A 14,549-nucleotide genomic window follows, 5' to 3' on the forward strand; every position below is an offset into this window, starting at 1 on the left:
CCCTTTTTTTCATTAAAATGAATAGAATCACATTTACCACTCATATCTTTTTAAAGAAACGAGCATTATTATAGCCTCTTATGATTCGATTTTTAGTTTTTCCAGTAACGACTATTCGTTTTGCATGAAACCAAACAGAATCTTTTTCAAAAAGACCTGATACTAATGCTTTTTTGGTAATGTACATAGAGTCTTTTTTCTTATATACTTCTGCATAATGTCCTTTTATTATTGTTTTATTAATTGTATCCGTTACTTTAACATTATTACGAGCGCGTGCAAAATCATTTTTCCGATCATAATACAAATCTTCTCCTTCAATTATTCGATCTCTATACTTTATTTTAGATCCTCGTTGTAATTTTCCTTCATCTTTTTTGGTATCATAAAAACCTTTGGTCGTATAAATTGTATTATTAGCAGATGCAATAGTTGATGGTCCAAAAACATAAGCATGACCTGAATTAGTATAATAATCAAGATGATTAGTACGAATGGTATGTGTTGGATTATTTACGGTAACAGCTGTTTTAAATTCAAATTTTTTTTGATTTAAATGATAGCGTCCTGATTTACTTGTAAGTGTGTTTTCGGCATCTCGAATTGTACCATAGGTATTGTAATAGGCTTGTTGACTTTTACGATCAAAATTAATAGTATCTGTCGTTACAGTCATCTTAGGATCTGTCATAACCACATTTCCCGTTGCAAAAGCAAATTTAGTATTTCCATTATATTCGGCGTAACGACTAGACATAGTAAGCGTATCTCCTTGTACTAAATTAACGTTTCCAAAAGCTTTTACATAATTTTGTTTTGTAAAATGGTATGCTTTATTACAAGACATACGAACTCCTTGGTGTAAAATACGAACATTTCCTGTAAAAACGATTGCTCCCGGTACTTCTGTTTCGGATTTATCTAAAAAGTCAGCTCCTTCAATTATAATTTGTTTACCCGTTTCTAGTGGTAAAGTTTCTATAGGACTACTAATTTGAGCAGTTGTAATTTGAATATTTAAAAAAGCAATTACAATAAATATTTTGGATAGTATAGAGTTCAAAATTTTTTTCTGCCAAAATTAATTAATTATGACCATTTGAGTAATAATATAATCATAAAATTTAAGATGGTATTTATTTTTAAGCTTTTCTTAGCTGAACGTTTAAAATCTTTATAATATAATTTCGTAACAGCCTTCTAGAAAGGTTTATCTATACATTGGTGTAGAAATTTTTATATTATTTACCATTGTTTTGATATGGGAAAAAGAATTAATTCTTCTTTATTAATATATTGAACTAAATAATTTGCACTTGCTATAAAAAGTTTTCTTATTTCTATAAGTTCAGGGTTTTTAGTTCCATGAACTTCACAAATTTTATTAAGAAACTGTTTTATAATTGGAATTTTTTCTTTTATATAAGTATAATGTCTTGTTACAATATAATCAATTAGTGCATCTAAAGACATTGCTTTGAAATTATTTAAATTTGGATTTAAATTAGTATCAAAAGATTTTAATTCAGCTATTATTATCTCTTCATGAATACCTATTGTATGGCATACCTCTGTAATGGTTCTATTTCCTTTACAACAAAAATCTATTCCATATTTTGAAAAAACTTGAGTCGTTCTCTAGTCATCTGCCACATACTCTCCTATTAATTTATTTTCTATTGTATTCATTTTGTAACTTTTGTAATTAGCTGTACTAAATTACTTGCTAACTATTTTTCTTTTTATGATTAGAATCATATAGAATTAAACCTTTACTAAAAAAGCTTTAGTATGACAAATATCATATAAGGTTAATGAAATGTTAATGAAATTTGTTATTTAAATAAGACAAAAATATCTCATTAGTAATAATTTTTAAAAAGAATAGTTATGCTATCTAAATCGCAGGCAAGAATGTTTTTTTTAGGAGGTACATTAGTAACGTTTCTAATTTTTATCGGATTAACGATTTATTCATTTTCTCCAAAAAATGATCAAACAAATTACACTAAAATTGATTCAAAAGTAATACGTGGTAAAGAAATTTGGGAATCTAATAATTGTATGGGATGTCATACGATTTTAGGCGAAGGAGCTTATTATGCTCCAGAATTAACAAAGGTTATTGATAGACGAGGTGAAAATTATGTAAAAGCAGTCTTAATGTCTCCTATTCCTTGGGCTCCTAACAAAAGAAAAATGGTAGCTTATAAAATGAGTTCTGAAGACGCTGATGCTATGGTAGCTTATCTTAAATGGATTGGAGGTATTGATTTAAATGGATTTGATAAAGTGGTTTCTCCCCTATCAAAAATTAATAATTAATAAAAATAGTTAAAATGAAATATAAATCACAAAAAGTAGCTTATTGGTTTTTTGCCCTATGTATGCTATTACTAGCACTCCAAATAATTTATGGTTTTATCATGGGTTTTGCTCGAATTGGATTAGATGGATTACATGATATAATTCCCTTTAATACTGCCAGAGCTGTACACACTAATTTATTAGTAGTTTGGTTATTAACAGGCTTTATGGGAGCTGCTTATTATATTATTCCAGAAGAAGCTCAACGAGAATTAGTTAATGTAAAATTAGCTTATGTACAATTAATTTCATTAGCTATTGTAGGTGTTGTAGCTGTTATAGGCTATCATTTTAATCATTGGGAAGGCAGAAAATTTTTAGAGATCCCAAGAGAATTAGATTATTTAGTGGTTATAAATGTGCTCTTATTTTTAGGATTAATAGTAAGCACATTATTTAAAGCAGAAAGAAAAACAACAACTGCTTTAGTATTATCTATGGGATTATTATTTGCTGCATTATTATACTTACCGGTATGATTTGGTTTGATAGCCAAGTAATGGATTCATTTTTTCGTTGGTGGGTAGTACATTTATGGGTAGAAGGTGTTTGGGAGTTAATTATGGGAGGTATACTATCCTTTTTATTAATAAAATTAACGGGTGTTGATCGTGAAGTTATTGAAAAATGGTTATACGTAATTGTAGGTCTAACATTTTTATCAGGTATTCTTGGTACAGGTCATCATTATTATTATATAGGTGTAAACAAAATTTGGTTAATTATAGGTGGTATCTTTTCTGCTTTGGAACCTCTAGCATTCTTGGGTATGGCTCTTTTTGCTGTAAATATGTATAGAAAAGGAGAAAAAAGACATCCTAATAAATTGGCTTTATATTGGACATTAGGATCATCAATTGTTTCTTTTATAGGTGCTGGCTTATTAGGATTTGCTCATACCTTACCTCAAACCAATGTATATACACATGGAACTTTAGTTACTGCAATGCACGGACATTTAGCTTTTTGGGGAGCTTACGCCATGATTGTACTAGCCATTATTAGTTATGCAATGCCTAATCTTACAGGAAGAAAAAGATACGATTCTGTTATAGGTAGAATGGCTTTTTGGTTATCTAATATTGGAATGTTAGGTATGACAACCGCTTTTGGAGTAGCTGGAGTAGCTCAAGTATATCTTGAAAGAAAATTCAAAATGGAATTTATGGCAGTTCAAAATGAAATAAGTATTCATTTCATCGTATTGTTACTATGCGCAACATTATTTACCATAGGAATATCATTCTATATCTATGATTTCATTAAACATGGTAAAACAAACGATGAAGCATAAATCAATAAACAAATAGTTTATAAAACATTGACAATAGTAAAAATCATTAATTAACTAATTAAATTTAAATAGTATGAAACCTGTATATTTAACGATTGCGGGACTGTTCTCTTCTTTGGTTTTTTCCCAACAATTTAATGTTAACGCTGATTTAAGAGCACGATTAGAAAATAGGAATGGTTATGCTACACTAAAACCTTATAATGAAAAAGCCGCTTCTTTTATTTCGCAAAGAACTCGTATTATTTTTGATTATAATTACAATCATATAAAATTAGTTGCTTCGCCTCAAAATGTTAGAACTTGGGGAGATGTCTTAACTAATTCAAAAAGTGACACGGGTATAAATTTTCATGAAGCTTATGGCGAGATAAAATTAAGTGAAAAGCTCTCATTTAAATTAGGAAGACAAGAAATAGCTTATGATGACCATAGAATTTTTGGTAGTATAGATTGGACAATGCAAGCTAAAAGTCATGATGCCCTTCTCTTTAAAATAACTCCTACCACTAAACAAATAATACATTTAGGTATTGCATATAATGCAAATAAAGAAAGTAATTTTAAAGAAAACTATATTCCTTCACAATATAAATCTCTCCAATATGCTTGGTATAATGGTACTTTTAATAATTTAAATTTAAGTTTATTAATATTAAATAACGGCATGCCTTATTGGATCAATGGAGAAGAAAAAATAGATTATAGTCAAACATTTGGACCTAGATTTATATTTAAAAAAGACCATTTGAGTATTGATGGCGCTACTTATTTTCAAACGGGAAAGATTAATACAAATCATATAATGTCTAGTTACTTTTCTGCAAACCTAAATTACAAATTTATTCAATCATTTTTAGCTGGTTTAGGTTTTGAATATTTATCAGGTAAAAATCAAGACGATACCAGCTCTGATATAAAATCATTTAATCCATTATATGGTACAAATCATAAATTTAATGGATATATGGATTATTTTTATGTAGGAAATCATCTTAATAATGTAGGACTTACAGATTTATATTTAAATTTTCAATATGAAAAAGATAAATTTTCAGTACGTTTTTCTCCCCATTATTTTTTATCAAGTGCTAATATTTATCAATTAGGAGAAAAGAAAGATCCTTATTTAGGTACTGAAATTGATTTTACAGCTTCTTATAAATTATTTGAAAATGTAACTATAGACGGAGGTTTTTCGCAAATGTTTGCTACAAAATCTATGGAAATTCTAAAAGCAGGTAATAAGAATAATGGCAATAACTGGTTTTTTTTAGCTGTAAAAATAAATCCCAATCTATTTAATTCAACTTCAAAAAATTATCCCTAACACAAATACAATAACATTTTAAAATTTAGATTATGATTAAGCGTATAATGTTCTCGGCCTCTTTAGTCAGCTTATTATTCATTGGGTGCAAAAAAGAATCAGATTCATACTCTATTGACCCAATCTCTATTGAAGTAGAAGGCGATCCAATTCAAGCAGAATTAACGGCTCCCCCATTAGTACCCAAACCTATAGGAGACAGACCTGCCAAAAAACTTATTGTGAATATGGAAATTATTGAAAAAGAAGGAGAAATGGCAGATGGTGTAAAATATATGTACTGGACTTATGGAGGATCTGTACTGGAAGCTTTATTAGAACTAGAATTGGAGATGAAGTAGAATTTCATTTAAAAAATCACCCTAACAATAAGCTTCCTCATAATATAGATTTACATGCTGTAACAGGACCAGGCGGTGGAGCTAAATCTTCCTTTGTAGCGCCCGGACATGAAGTAACATTTTCATTTAAAGTATTAAATCAAGGTTTATATGTATATCATTGTGCCACTGCCCCTGTTGGTATGCACATAGCAAACGGAATGTATGGTTTAATACTTGTTGAGCCAGAAGGTGGTTTACCTCCAGTTGATAAAGAATACTACGTAATGCAAGGTGACTTTTATACAAAAGGAGCCAATGGTGAAAAAGGATTACAACCTTTTGATATGGGAAAAGCAATTAAAGAAGAACCTGATTATGTTGTATTTAATGGAAGAACTGGTTCTCTAATAGGTGATAATGCTTTAACGGCTAAAGTAGGAGAAAGAATTCGACTATTTGTAGGTAACGGTGGACCTAATCTAGTTTCTTCATTCCATGTAATAGGTGAAATTTTTGATAATGTACATATTGAAGGTGGAAAAACAATTAATCATGATGTGCAAACTACATTAGTACCTGCTGGTGGAGCTGCCATAGTCGATTTTAAAGTAGAAATCCCGTGTACTTTAATTTTAGTAGATCACTCTATATTTAGAACCTTTAATAAAGGCAGTCTAGGCATGATTAATGTTACTGGTGAAGACAATAAAAAAATTTATTCTGGAACTCAATACGATCAAGTCTATCTTCCTGAAGGCGGTACCATTCAGTCTATGCCTAATGATAAAATAATAAAACCTACAAAAGCTATAACACTTGTAGAACGTATTAATGATGGTAAATCAATTTATGGAAAAACCTGCTTTGCGTGTCATCAAGCTAATGGAGAAGGATTACCTAATACTTTTCCTCCCCTTGCTAAATCCGATTTCTTAAATGCCGATATTAACAGAGCCATTGAGATTATTTTAAAAGGTAAAACAGGTGAAATACTAGTAAATGGTAAAAAATTTAATAGTGTAATGACTGCTCAAGCTCTTACTAATGAAGAAGTAGCCAACGTACTTACGTATGTATATAGCCAGTGGGGAAATACTAAAAAGAAGTTACACCCGCTATGGTTGCTGCTGTTCGTTCTAAAAAATAATATTCTAATACTTTAATTATTAATTCTAATGCAACGTTTATATTTCCTTTTAATCTTAATTCTTTTCATTTCCTGTCAAAAAAAGACAGACTTAAAAACCAATAGAAATATAAACAAACCATCTTTTTCTACTCTAAAAGACAAGTCTTTTGGAGTAGAAACTCCGATGGTATACATAAAAGGAGGATCCTATATACCTCTTTATGGCAAAAGTAATACAGAAGTTAATGTTACCCATTTTTATATGGATGTCTATCCCGTAACTAATAAAGATTTTTTATCCTTTGTAAAAACAAATAAAAAATGGCAAAAATTAAACGTTAAAAAAATTTTTGCTGACGATAATTATCTAAAAAATTGGAAATCAAATACGGAAATTGAAGATAAAAAGAAATCAAATTATCCTGTTACGAATGTTTCCTGGTATGCTGCAAATGCTTATTGCCAATGTCAAGGTAAACGTTTAGCAACAGTTGATGAATGGGAATACGTAGCTATGGCAAATGATAAACTACCTGATGCACGAAAACAAAAATCATACAATCAATTAATTTTAGATTGGTATGAAAAGCCCCAAGCATTTAATAATGAAGTAGGAAAAACATTTAAAAATTACTATGGTGTATACGATTTACACGGACTAGTTTGGGAATGGACCTCTGATTTTAGTTCTATTCTTCTAACGGGAGAATCCAGAAATGATGTTAACACCGATAAAAACTTATTTTGTGGTAGTGGTTCATTAAACGCATCAGACTTAATGAATTATGCAGCCTTTATGCGATACGCTTTTAGAAGTAGCGTAAAAGCTCGTTATGCCATACAAAATCTTGGATTTAGATGTGTAAAAGATTCTTTAAAATTTAAAAATTAAAAATTAAGAAAATGAAAAAGTTAATATTCATAATAAGTTTTCTCTCATTTCTTGGATGTAAAAAAACAGAAATAAAAAACGAAAACAATTCAATATCAGAAGAATCCATCTTTAATCTAACTAGCCAATGGAAAACTCAAGATAATAAAACTATTCAGCTTAAAGATTTAAAAGGAAAAGTAATAGTTATGGTTATGATTTATACCAGTTGTAAAGCGGCTTGTCCTAGATTAGTAGCTGATATGCGCAACATTGAGTCAAAAATGCCTAAAAATGAATTAACCCATTTAAATTTTGTTCTAATAAGTATAGACCCAGAAACAGATACACCAAAAAGATTAAAAAAGTTTGCAAAAGACAACCTCATGGATGCCTCACACTGGACTTTCTTACAAGGAAATATCAATACTATTCAAGAATTTGCTAATGTTCTTGCTGTTAAATACAAAAAAATTTCTCCTATGGATTTTTCGCACTCAAACATTATTAGTGTTTTTAATAAAGAGGGCGAACTTGTTCATCAACAAGAAGGATTAGGAGTAAATAATGAAAAAACAATAAATAAAATTGTTGAAACCTTAAAAAATTAATTTCCAAAAACAACCAAACGGAATCTTTATATTCACTACATACGCTCATACCTTATTTTACAAATTGGAGATAAGATTCCGTTTACTTCATTTTATTACTATTATGGAAAATTTAAAACCCTATTATTTTACACTAGCTAAAGAAGAAGAGATTTTTACTCATGCTTACGAAAATAAAATTCCTATTTTACTTAAAGGACCTACTGGTACAGGAAAATCTAGATTTGTAGAATATATGGCTCATAAACTTAAAAAAAAGCTCTTAACTGTTAGTTGTCATGAAGAAACCTCTTCAACAGACTTAATAGGTCGGTTTATTATTAAAGGAGCCGAAACCGTCTGGATAGATGGTCCTCTTACTACCGCTTTAAAAAAGGGCTACCTATTATATTTAGATGAAATTGCTGAAGCACGACCAGATGTTATAGTTGCCATACATTCATTAACTGATCACAGAAGAGAACTTTTTATAGATAAATTAGGCCAAACTTATAAAGCAGATGATAACTTTATGCTTGTTGCTTCCTTTAACCCGAGCTATCAAAGAGGATTTAAAGAACTAAAACCTTCCACTAAACAACGTTTTATTGCTTTATCTTTTCAATATCCCGAGAGCAAGATTGAAACAGAAATTATTACTATGGAAACAGGAATTAATACTGATCTTGCTAAAAAAATAGTAACCATTGGCAACAAAATTAGAAACCTAACAGAACTTGGTTTAACAGAAACCGTTTCAACAAGATTACTCATTAATGCAGCCAAACTTATTCAGACAGGATTACCTAAAAGGTTATCTATGCACACCGCTGTAGTAGAACCATTAACAGACGATTTACAAACTATTCAATCCTTAAAAGATTTGTGTGATTTAATGATATAATATGGGATTAGATTTAGATGAAATAGTATTTGGATTGGTAGCAAAGTATTTAAAAAAATCAAAAAAAAATCTTTAGAATCCAATACTAACGCTGTTTTTTTAAAAAATATTACACCTCGATTAGGTCTTATAGCCAATGCTGTTAGCGGAAAATCTATTAATATTTATCCTGCTGAAAAAGAAGGTGGCTATAAGAATAATAACTTTTTTTTACCTGAATATTTTAATCTATTTGATTCTTATGAAAAAAACCTTTCATTCTATTTTTTTAGAACCCTATATCTTTCAACACAACAATCTTTACAATTAAACTGGAATCAACCAGAAAATGATCTAAAAAAATCACAAAATGAAGCACAAATAGCATCCGAAAAAATACTCCCTATCCTTTTTCAAAATTTTCCTAAAACGAAGGATATATATAAGTTATTATTCGATTATTTAAATTATGTAAAACCTGAAAATCCCGATTTATATTGGCTTTATGGCAAATTTATGTTTGCCGAAAAAGAAGAAATAATAGAAGAACAAAATACTCCTGACACAACTAGAATTACACAGAATAATGAAATAAAAACAACTTTAAAAACAGTTGGTGTTGAAGAAATAAAATCACTTCAGATAGACACAAAACAACAAGAAGATGATGTACTCCACCATAGCTTTGAAAAAGTAGAAACAGTAGATCAATTTTGTGGAAATTGGAAAAATTTTGATGGAAAAGATGAATTAGAAGAACATCATGATGCTTTAGAAGAAATAAAAATGCGCTTTACTGTTCGTGTAGATGATACTGCCCATTCTATTTATCAATCCGATTTTGTTGAAAATTTAACAGTAGCCGAGTCCACTCAAAAAGATACAAAAGGGACTTACTTATATTATGACGAATGGGATTATTCTAAACTAAAATATCGACCAAATTTTTGTAAAGTATACCCTAAACTACAAATAAAAACAGATACCGAATATTATCATAAAACAATAAAAAATTACTCTTTAGTCTTAAACGGATTACGAAAATCATTAAGTAACGTAAACAATAAATTATTAAAACAAAAAAAACAAACACAAGGTAATGAATTTGATATTGATGCTTTAACAGACTTGTATACAGACATACACACAAAAAAAACACCTTCAGAAAACATCTATTTTTCCAGTAGAAAAAAAGAAAAAGATATTTCCATCTTACTATTACTAGATATAAGTTTATCTAGCGATAGCTATGTAGATGGCAACCGAGTCTTAGATGTAGAAAAAGAAGTTTCTATATTATTTGGTGAAATTTTAAATGAATTTAATATTGATTTTTCAATAGATAGTTTCTCTTCAAAAACTAGAAATCAAATTAATTATGTAACCTTGAAAGACTTTAATGAAAATTGGGAAATAGGAAAGAATAGAATTGGTTACACCAAACCCGGAGGTTATACACGCATAGGCGGGGCTATTAGACATGCAGGAAATAGATTAAAAACGCGTAATAGTAAAAACAAATGGATTATCTTGATTTCTGATGGAAAACCAAATGATTACGATAAATATGAGGGAAAATATGGTATAAATGATGTGAAACAAGCTTTAAAAGAATTGTATAGAACTCAAATAAATTCGTATGCGCTTACCATAGAAGCACAAGCTAAATATTATTTACCCCAAATGTTTGGTCAAAACCATTTTCAAATCCTTAAAAACCCTATTGAATTACTAAATGCTTTAGTTCATTTGTTTGACAAAATTAAAAGACAATAATACAATATTAAAAAATTAGTTAATCTTATTTTAACAAAATGAAAGAATCTAAAACAGACTATACAAATTTCTATTATCCTCCCGGAGGTATTTTATTATGGATCATAATCATTTTAGAAATCCTAACCTTTGGAATTGCAATTATAGCTATGAATTATAGTGCACAAGAAGAAATTGAAATATTTAGTGAATCACGTTTAAAATTAAATAATCAAATAGGACTCATTAATACTGTCATACTATTGACAAGTGGTTTTTTTATGGCAGAAGTTGTTAATCAAGCTCAAAAAAACAATAACAAAAAGTTTAGTCTTTATCTAAAAATAACCCTCTTATTAGGATTCCTTTTTTTAATTTTAAAAAGCTATGAATATTTTGAAAAATTAAATGATAACATTAGTCTAGATACTAACTTATTCTTTACATATTATGGGTTACTCACAGGATTTCATTTCCTACATGTATTAATTGGTCTATTCATTCTTTTAGGCATTTATGCTAAAAGAAATAAAATTCCTTTAAATCAAAACCTCTTTGACATAGAGGCATCAGCAACTTTTTGGCACATGTGTGATTTAATTTGGTTAATAGTATTCCCTACCCTCTACTTAATTTTTTAAACCATGGAAAAAAATTAATTAAAACATATAGTATTTTATTAATACTAACCATTTTAGCAATCTTATTGCCCTCTATAAAAATAAATTCAAATATTAGAATTTGTTTTATTATGTTTATTTTTTCATTAAAATTTATATTAGTAGCCTTTAATTTTATGGAATTAAAAAAAGCTAATATTGCTTGGAAATTTATTTTAATGAGTCTTCTCTTTCTAATTATAATTCCTACTGTATTAATGAATGTTTAAACTCAGAATTTTACATTAGATTTTGTGATGAAAAGAAAAATATATGGAAAATTACTCTCCTATAATATGGGTATTCAAAAAGGAATAATTTAATCTATAGTTTGTCACTTCAACCAAAAGAAGAAACCACATTATCCGTATTATGAGATTTCTCCTTTTTATAAATAACAATTTATTCTTCTAAAGCTTTCCATGAATACTTGAATTTATTAAAAATCTTGTTTCACGACTAAATCTAATCCAAAATCTAGGATAAACTAAAGGTTAACTCCATTTTTTTCATAAAAATACCCCAAAAAATATCTAACTCTTTTTGGGGTAGTAAAGCTTATTGTACAGCTTTCTTTTACATTATACGAATTAATTAATTATTTTTTAGTCCATTCCCTAATACTTTCTTCATTCATCTTTATATAATCCAGATTATTAGCTGATTTGGCTCCTTCTAATGAATTTTTGCTGTTTCAATAGCACCTTTATAATCCCCTAATTTAGCCTGAATTTGTGATTTAAGGCGTGTATACCAAAAGGGTCTTTTTTCATTCATTTCATAAGCTTTATTAACATATTGTAAAGCTTTATTAAGGTCTACATTAGCATTGTAATAATATTGAGAAGCCGCAAAATAATCACCTGAAGTAGGTCCATTTAGTGTTTTATCAATCGAAGCTATTGTTGTCTTGTTGGTAGGTACTTCAAAACGTAATGATACAGATGTTTTTTCCCATAAAAATTCAAGATTGGCAGCATTAAGATCCGTATTAGCAATTTGTATTGTAAATGTTTCTACTAGCCTATGCAATATCTCTGTTTTAGCAGATGCTTTTAAAGCTATTTTGGTTTCATCCCATTTTTCAGGCGTTCCCCAATTATTCGTGTCATTATAAAAATAAATTTCCCATTCATCAGCTTTAGGCATTACATATAGAGCATATTTTCCTTTTTTTAAAGCTGCACCATTAATCATTATGTCATCTGAAAATTCAATTGTAGTATTAGCATTTGCGCCTGCACGCCATATTTTACCAAAAGGGACTAAATCCCCAAAAATCGTTCTTCCTTTTACACTAGGACGTGAATACTCTATTTCTATTTCTGTTAAACCAACCGTTTGTGTTAAAATCCCTTTGGGACTTGCTTGAGGAACTTTTATTTGAGCTTGTGTTATTAAAGAAACTAGAAAAGCAGTAGCTGTTATTATAAATCGTATCATTTGAATCGTTTTTTCAAAGATAAGCTTCTGATTTTTAAAATTTTGTTAATAAAAATATAAAAAATATTTTATATTTAGATGTAAAAAATCTATAAATTGTTCCTTAAAATTAAAGATAAAAGGTATTAAATATTTTTATAAAAAATAGTTTAATTATAGTAAAAATGGAAATCATTTAAGCTTTTCTAATTGATTAAAATAAAATTTCACATAGACTTTCGTCGTTATTTTTTGCTCCGTAGTTCTTGTAAAAAATTGAAATTTAAAGCAAAAACCCTTATTTTCCTTTTATCAAAAAAAAAATTAAACCACTTCATCAATAGTTTATTTTAAATAGTCATTCATTCAAAAATATTTTTTTTATAATGTCATATTATGTTTAAATTCAGATTCTTATATCAGTAAATAAGAACTTTTAAATCTAAAAAAGTACTCTTTTTGTCCTCTACTAGGTTTTCTTAAAAGTTTGTAATCTTGGCATTTATGCAACAGGAGAAATAACGTCATATTTGATAAAATGAATTTGAATTAAATCATTTTCTATTTGGATTTTTTTTATTTCCTGATGGTAAAAAATATAATAAACCTAGTCCTATTATAAATAAAATAGCAGAAGCTATAAAAGCTGGAATTAAAATTTCTTTATGATTATCTAAAGCATTATTTAATGCGGCGTATAGCAACCAAATTTGGATGGTTACATTTAATATTAATATTAATATTATAGTGGAAAGTACTGCATTTAACTTTCGAGTGTTGGCTATATTTTGTCCTGTTCTAAAGGTACTCATAAACAAAAAATTAAGTTATTTGTGATGTTATGGCTTTTACATATAAATTTTCTTGTTTTTCTATTACAGCTAATTGAGGTAGAGGTCTGGGTGGTGGACCTGCTAATACCTCTCCTGTCTTAGCATCAAAATGGCCTTCATGACAAGGACAAATAATTTGACCTGAACCTGGCTTGTAATAAACGGCACAAGATAAATGGGTACATTTTTGTTCATAAGCTCTAAAGGTTCCATCTTCAAGGTGTATAAGAATATAAGGAATATTACTTCCTTTTATTTGAAAAGCTTTAGTACCTCCTATAGGAATATCTCCTTTGTTACATACATATTGTTCTCCTTCCACTTCTTCCTTAGGGAATAAATAAGCTTTTGCTGCTACTAATCCGCTACCTATCATGAGTCCTCCAGAAACGAGTGTTAAAAATTTAGCAAAATCACGTCGGCTAACTTGTATTGCTTCTTCTTTTTGTATAGGAAAATCTTTTTTCCAATTTTTATTGATATTATTTTCTTTTGACATTGTTTAATTTTTAGTAGATAATTAATTCAGTACTTTCTTTAGGCATCATGATATTTACTTTTGTGCGTACTATTTCATTTCCAAAAACAAACTTATTAACAGGTGCGCTATTAGGTCTCATTTGTTTTATTTCTTCTTTTGTTCCATAAAATAAGGCACCGCTAGGACATACGGTAGCACACATAGGCTTTTGTCCTATACTAGTTCGATCATAGCACATAGTACATTTTATCATTAGATCATAGGATTCCATTTTTTTAGGCACCCCAAAAGGACAGGCCATCACACAGTTAGAGCAACCTATACAGCGTTCTGTATTAGCGGTATGTACGATTCCAAATTCATCTTTAGAAATAGCATCTGCAGGGCATACATTGGCGCAAACAGGATCTTCGCAGTGCATACACACTTGTACAGTAGTTTGTATGGTAGTGGCTCTTTCTACATAATTAACATGTATCATAGAGTCATGACCATTTGTTTCACATTCGGCACAGGCCATTTCACAAGCTTTACAGCCTATGCAACGTTGCATATCTAGAAAAAATTCTTCATTTTTATTAAACGAGGTGTAATTACTCATAGTCTTGTATC

General features: G+C 29.0%; 15 protein-coding genes and 3 pseudogenes. 11 read left to right on the top strand and 7 right to left on the bottom strand.

Annotated features, from left to right (window positions below; genetic code table 11):
• Positions 1 to 40: 40 nt before the first annotated feature.
• The 3 genes and pseudogenes from JJC05_RS17805 to JJC05_RS18610 form a co-directional block, all read right to left on the bottom strand.
• Entirely contained in the window at positions 41 to 1,063 is a 1,023-nt protein-coding gene (locus tag JJC05_RS17805) for an OstA-like protein (protein ID WP_309597379.1), read from the bottom strand.
• Positions 1,064 to 1,245: 182 nt separating this feature from the next.
• On the bottom strand, positions 1,246 to 1,473 hold the full coding sequence (locus JJC05_RS16260; protein ID WP_258929332.1) for a hypothetical protein: 228 nt from the start codon (positions 1,471 to 1,473) through the stop codon (positions 1,246 to 1,248).
• A 54-nt stretch (positions 1,474 to 1,527) separates the two neighbouring features.
• Positions 1,528 to 1,626, bottom strand: a pseudogene (locus JJC05_RS18610) (DUF542 domain-containing protein); the annotation flags it as partial.
• A 264-nt stretch (positions 1,627 to 1,890) separates the two neighbouring features.
• Between JJC05_RS18610 and JJC05_RS00340 the strand changes: the two are divergent.
• The 11 genes and pseudogenes from JJC05_RS00340 (at position 1,891) to JJC05_RS18625 (ending at position 11,431) form a co-directional block, all read left to right on the top strand.
• Complete coding sequence (locus tag JJC05_RS00340) at positions 1,891 to 2,325, top strand: c-type cytochrome (protein ID WP_105196763.1); 435 nt, start codon at positions 1,891 to 1,893, stop codon at positions 2,323 to 2,325.
• 14 nt (positions 2,326 to 2,339) lie between these two features.
• Positions 2,340 to 2,846: a cbb3-type cytochrome c oxidase subunit I gene (locus JJC05_RS18615; RefSeq protein WP_374226321.1), complete on the top strand. Its 507-nt coding sequence runs from the start codon at positions 2,340 to 2,342 to the stop codon at positions 2,844 to 2,846.
• Between the two features lie 20 nt (positions 2,847 to 2,866).
• Positions 2,867 to 3,661, top strand: coding sequence for a cbb3-type cytochrome c oxidase subunit I (locus tag JJC05_RS18620; protein WP_374226322.1), 795 nt, complete (start codon positions 2,867 to 2,869; stop codon positions 3,659 to 3,661).
• 73 nt (positions 3,662 to 3,734) lie between these two features.
• Positions 3,735 to 4,991 carry an alginate export family protein gene (locus JJC05_RS00350; protein ID WP_235877900.1) on the top strand — a complete coding sequence of 419 codons (1,257 nt, stop codon included), beginning with the start codon at positions 3,735 to 3,737 and terminating at the stop codon, positions 4,989 to 4,991.
• Positions 4,992 to 5,023: 32 nt separating this feature from the next.
• Positions 5,024 to 6,461, top strand: a pseudogene (gene nirK, locus JJC05_RS00355) (copper-containing nitrite reductase).
• A gap of 28 nt (positions 6,462 to 6,489) precedes the next feature.
• Complete coding sequence (locus tag JJC05_RS00360; RefSeq protein ID WP_235877902.1) at positions 6,490 to 7,335, top strand: formylglycine-generating enzyme family protein; 846 nt, start codon at positions 6,490 to 6,492, stop codon at positions 7,333 to 7,335.
• 11 nt (positions 7,336 to 7,346) lie between these two features.
• The gene (locus JJC05_RS00365) at positions 7,347 to 7,925 is read left to right on the top strand and encodes an SCO family protein (RefSeq protein ID WP_105196768.1); all 579 of its coding nucleotides are present in this window, start codon (positions 7,347 to 7,349) and stop codon (positions 7,923 to 7,925) included.
• A gap of 64 nt (positions 7,926 to 7,989) precedes the next feature.
• Positions 7,990 to 8,808: a CbbQ/NirQ/NorQ/GpvN family protein gene (locus tag JJC05_RS00370; RefSeq protein WP_258929333.1), complete on the top strand. Its 819-nt coding sequence runs from the start codon at positions 7,990 to 7,992 to the stop codon at positions 8,806 to 8,808.
• A 495-nt stretch (positions 8,809 to 9,303) separates the two neighbouring features.
• Positions 9,304 to 10,563, top strand: a complete 1,260-nt coding sequence (locus JJC05_RS00375; RefSeq protein ID WP_258929334.1) for a nitric oxide reductase activation protein NorD — start codon at positions 9,304 to 9,306, stop codon at positions 10,561 to 10,563.
• Positions 10,564 to 10,601: 38 nt separating this feature from the next.
• The gene (locus JJC05_RS00380) at positions 10,602 to 11,183 is read left to right on the top strand and encodes a cytochrome c oxidase subunit 3 (protein ID WP_235877904.1); all 582 of its coding nucleotides are present in this window, start codon (positions 10,602 to 10,604) and stop codon (positions 11,181 to 11,183) included.
• The gene (locus tag JJC05_RS18625) at positions 11,144 to 11,431 is read left to right on the top strand and encodes a cytochrome C oxidase subunit IV family protein (RefSeq protein ID WP_235877906.1); all 288 of its coding nucleotides are present in this window, start codon (positions 11,144 to 11,146) and stop codon (positions 11,429 to 11,431) included. Before JJC05_RS00380 ends, JJC05_RS18625 begins: the two co-directional genes overlap by 40 nt.
• 368 nt (positions 11,432 to 11,799) lie before the next feature.
• Here JJC05_RS18625 and JJC05_RS00390 read toward each other — a convergent pair.
• The 4 genes and pseudogenes from JJC05_RS00390 to JJC05_RS00405 form a co-directional block, all read right to left on the bottom strand.
• Positions 11,800 to 12,644, bottom strand: a pseudogene (locus JJC05_RS00390) (DUF2911 domain-containing protein).
• Positions 12,645 to 13,177: 533 nt separating this feature from the next.
• Positions 13,178 to 13,435, bottom strand: a complete 258-nt coding sequence (locus JJC05_RS00395; protein WP_105196651.1) for a DUF6755 family protein — start codon at positions 13,433 to 13,435, stop codon at positions 13,178 to 13,180.
• 10 nt (positions 13,436 to 13,445) lie between these two features.
• Positions 13,446 to 13,955: a QcrA and Rieske domain-containing protein gene (locus JJC05_RS00400; RefSeq protein WP_105196650.1), complete on the bottom strand. Its 510-nt coding sequence runs from the start codon at positions 13,953 to 13,955 to the stop codon at positions 13,446 to 13,448.
• Positions 13,956 to 13,965: 10 nt separating this feature from the next.
• Positions 13,966 to 14,538, bottom strand: a complete 573-nt coding sequence (locus tag JJC05_RS00405; protein WP_235877908.1) for a 4Fe-4S dicluster domain-containing protein — start codon at positions 14,536 to 14,538, stop codon at positions 13,966 to 13,968.
• Positions 14,539 to 14,549 lie beyond the last annotated feature (11 nt).

The organism is Flavobacterium davisii (assembly GCF_019565505.1).
GTDB lineage: Bacteria > Bacteroidota > Bacteroidia > Flavobacteriales > Flavobacteriaceae > Flavobacterium > Flavobacterium davisii.

What these genes read in the sequence shown, in the direction of transcription:
- JJC05_RS00380 (WP_235877904.1), top strand. Translation starts at nt 10,602, where the DNA reads ATGAAAGAATCTAAAACAGACTATACAAATTTCTATTATCCTCCCGGA.
- JJC05_RS00350 (WP_235877900.1), top strand. Translation starts at nt 3,735, where the DNA reads ATGAAACCTGTATATTTAACGATTGCGGGACTGTTCTCTTCTTTGGTT.
- JJC05_RS18615 (WP_374226321.1), top strand. Translation starts at nt 2,340, where the DNA reads ATGAAATATAAATCACAAAAAGTAGCTTATTGGTTTTTTGCCCTATGT.
- JJC05_RS18620 (WP_374226322.1), top strand. Translation starts at nt 2,867, where the DNA reads ATGGATTCATTTTTTCGTTGGTGGGTAGTACATTTATGGGTAGAAGGT.
- JJC05_RS16260 (WP_258929332.1), bottom strand. Translation starts at nt 1,473, where the DNA reads ATGTCTTTAGATGCACTAATTGATTATATTGTAACAAGACATTATACT.
- JJC05_RS00405 (WP_235877908.1), bottom strand. Translation starts at nt 14,538, where the DNA reads ATGAGTAATTACACCTCGTTTAATAAAAATGAAGAATTTTTTCTAGAT.
- JJC05_RS00340 (WP_105196763.1), top strand. Translation starts at nt 1,891, where the DNA reads ATGCTATCTAAATCGCAGGCAAGAATGTTTTTTTTAGGAGGTACATTA.
- JJC05_RS00360 (WP_235877902.1), top strand. Translation starts at nt 6,490, where the DNA reads ATGCAACGTTTATATTTCCTTTTAATCTTAATTCTTTTCATTTCCTGT.
- JJC05_RS00375 (WP_258929334.1), top strand. Translation starts at nt 9,304, where the DNA reads ATGTTTGCCGAAAAAGAAGAAATAATAGAAGAACAAAATACTCCTGAC.
- JJC05_RS00400 (WP_105196650.1), bottom strand. Translation starts at nt 13,955, where the DNA reads ATGTCAAAAGAAAATAATATCAATAAAAATTGGAAAAAAGATTTTCCT.
- JJC05_RS00395 (WP_105196651.1), bottom strand. Translation starts at nt 13,435, where the DNA reads ATGAGTACCTTTAGAACAGGACAAAATATAGCCAACACTCGAAAGTTA.
- JJC05_RS00365 (WP_105196768.1), top strand. Translation starts at nt 7,347, where the DNA reads ATGAAAAAGTTAATATTCATAATAAGTTTTCTCTCATTTCTTGGATGT.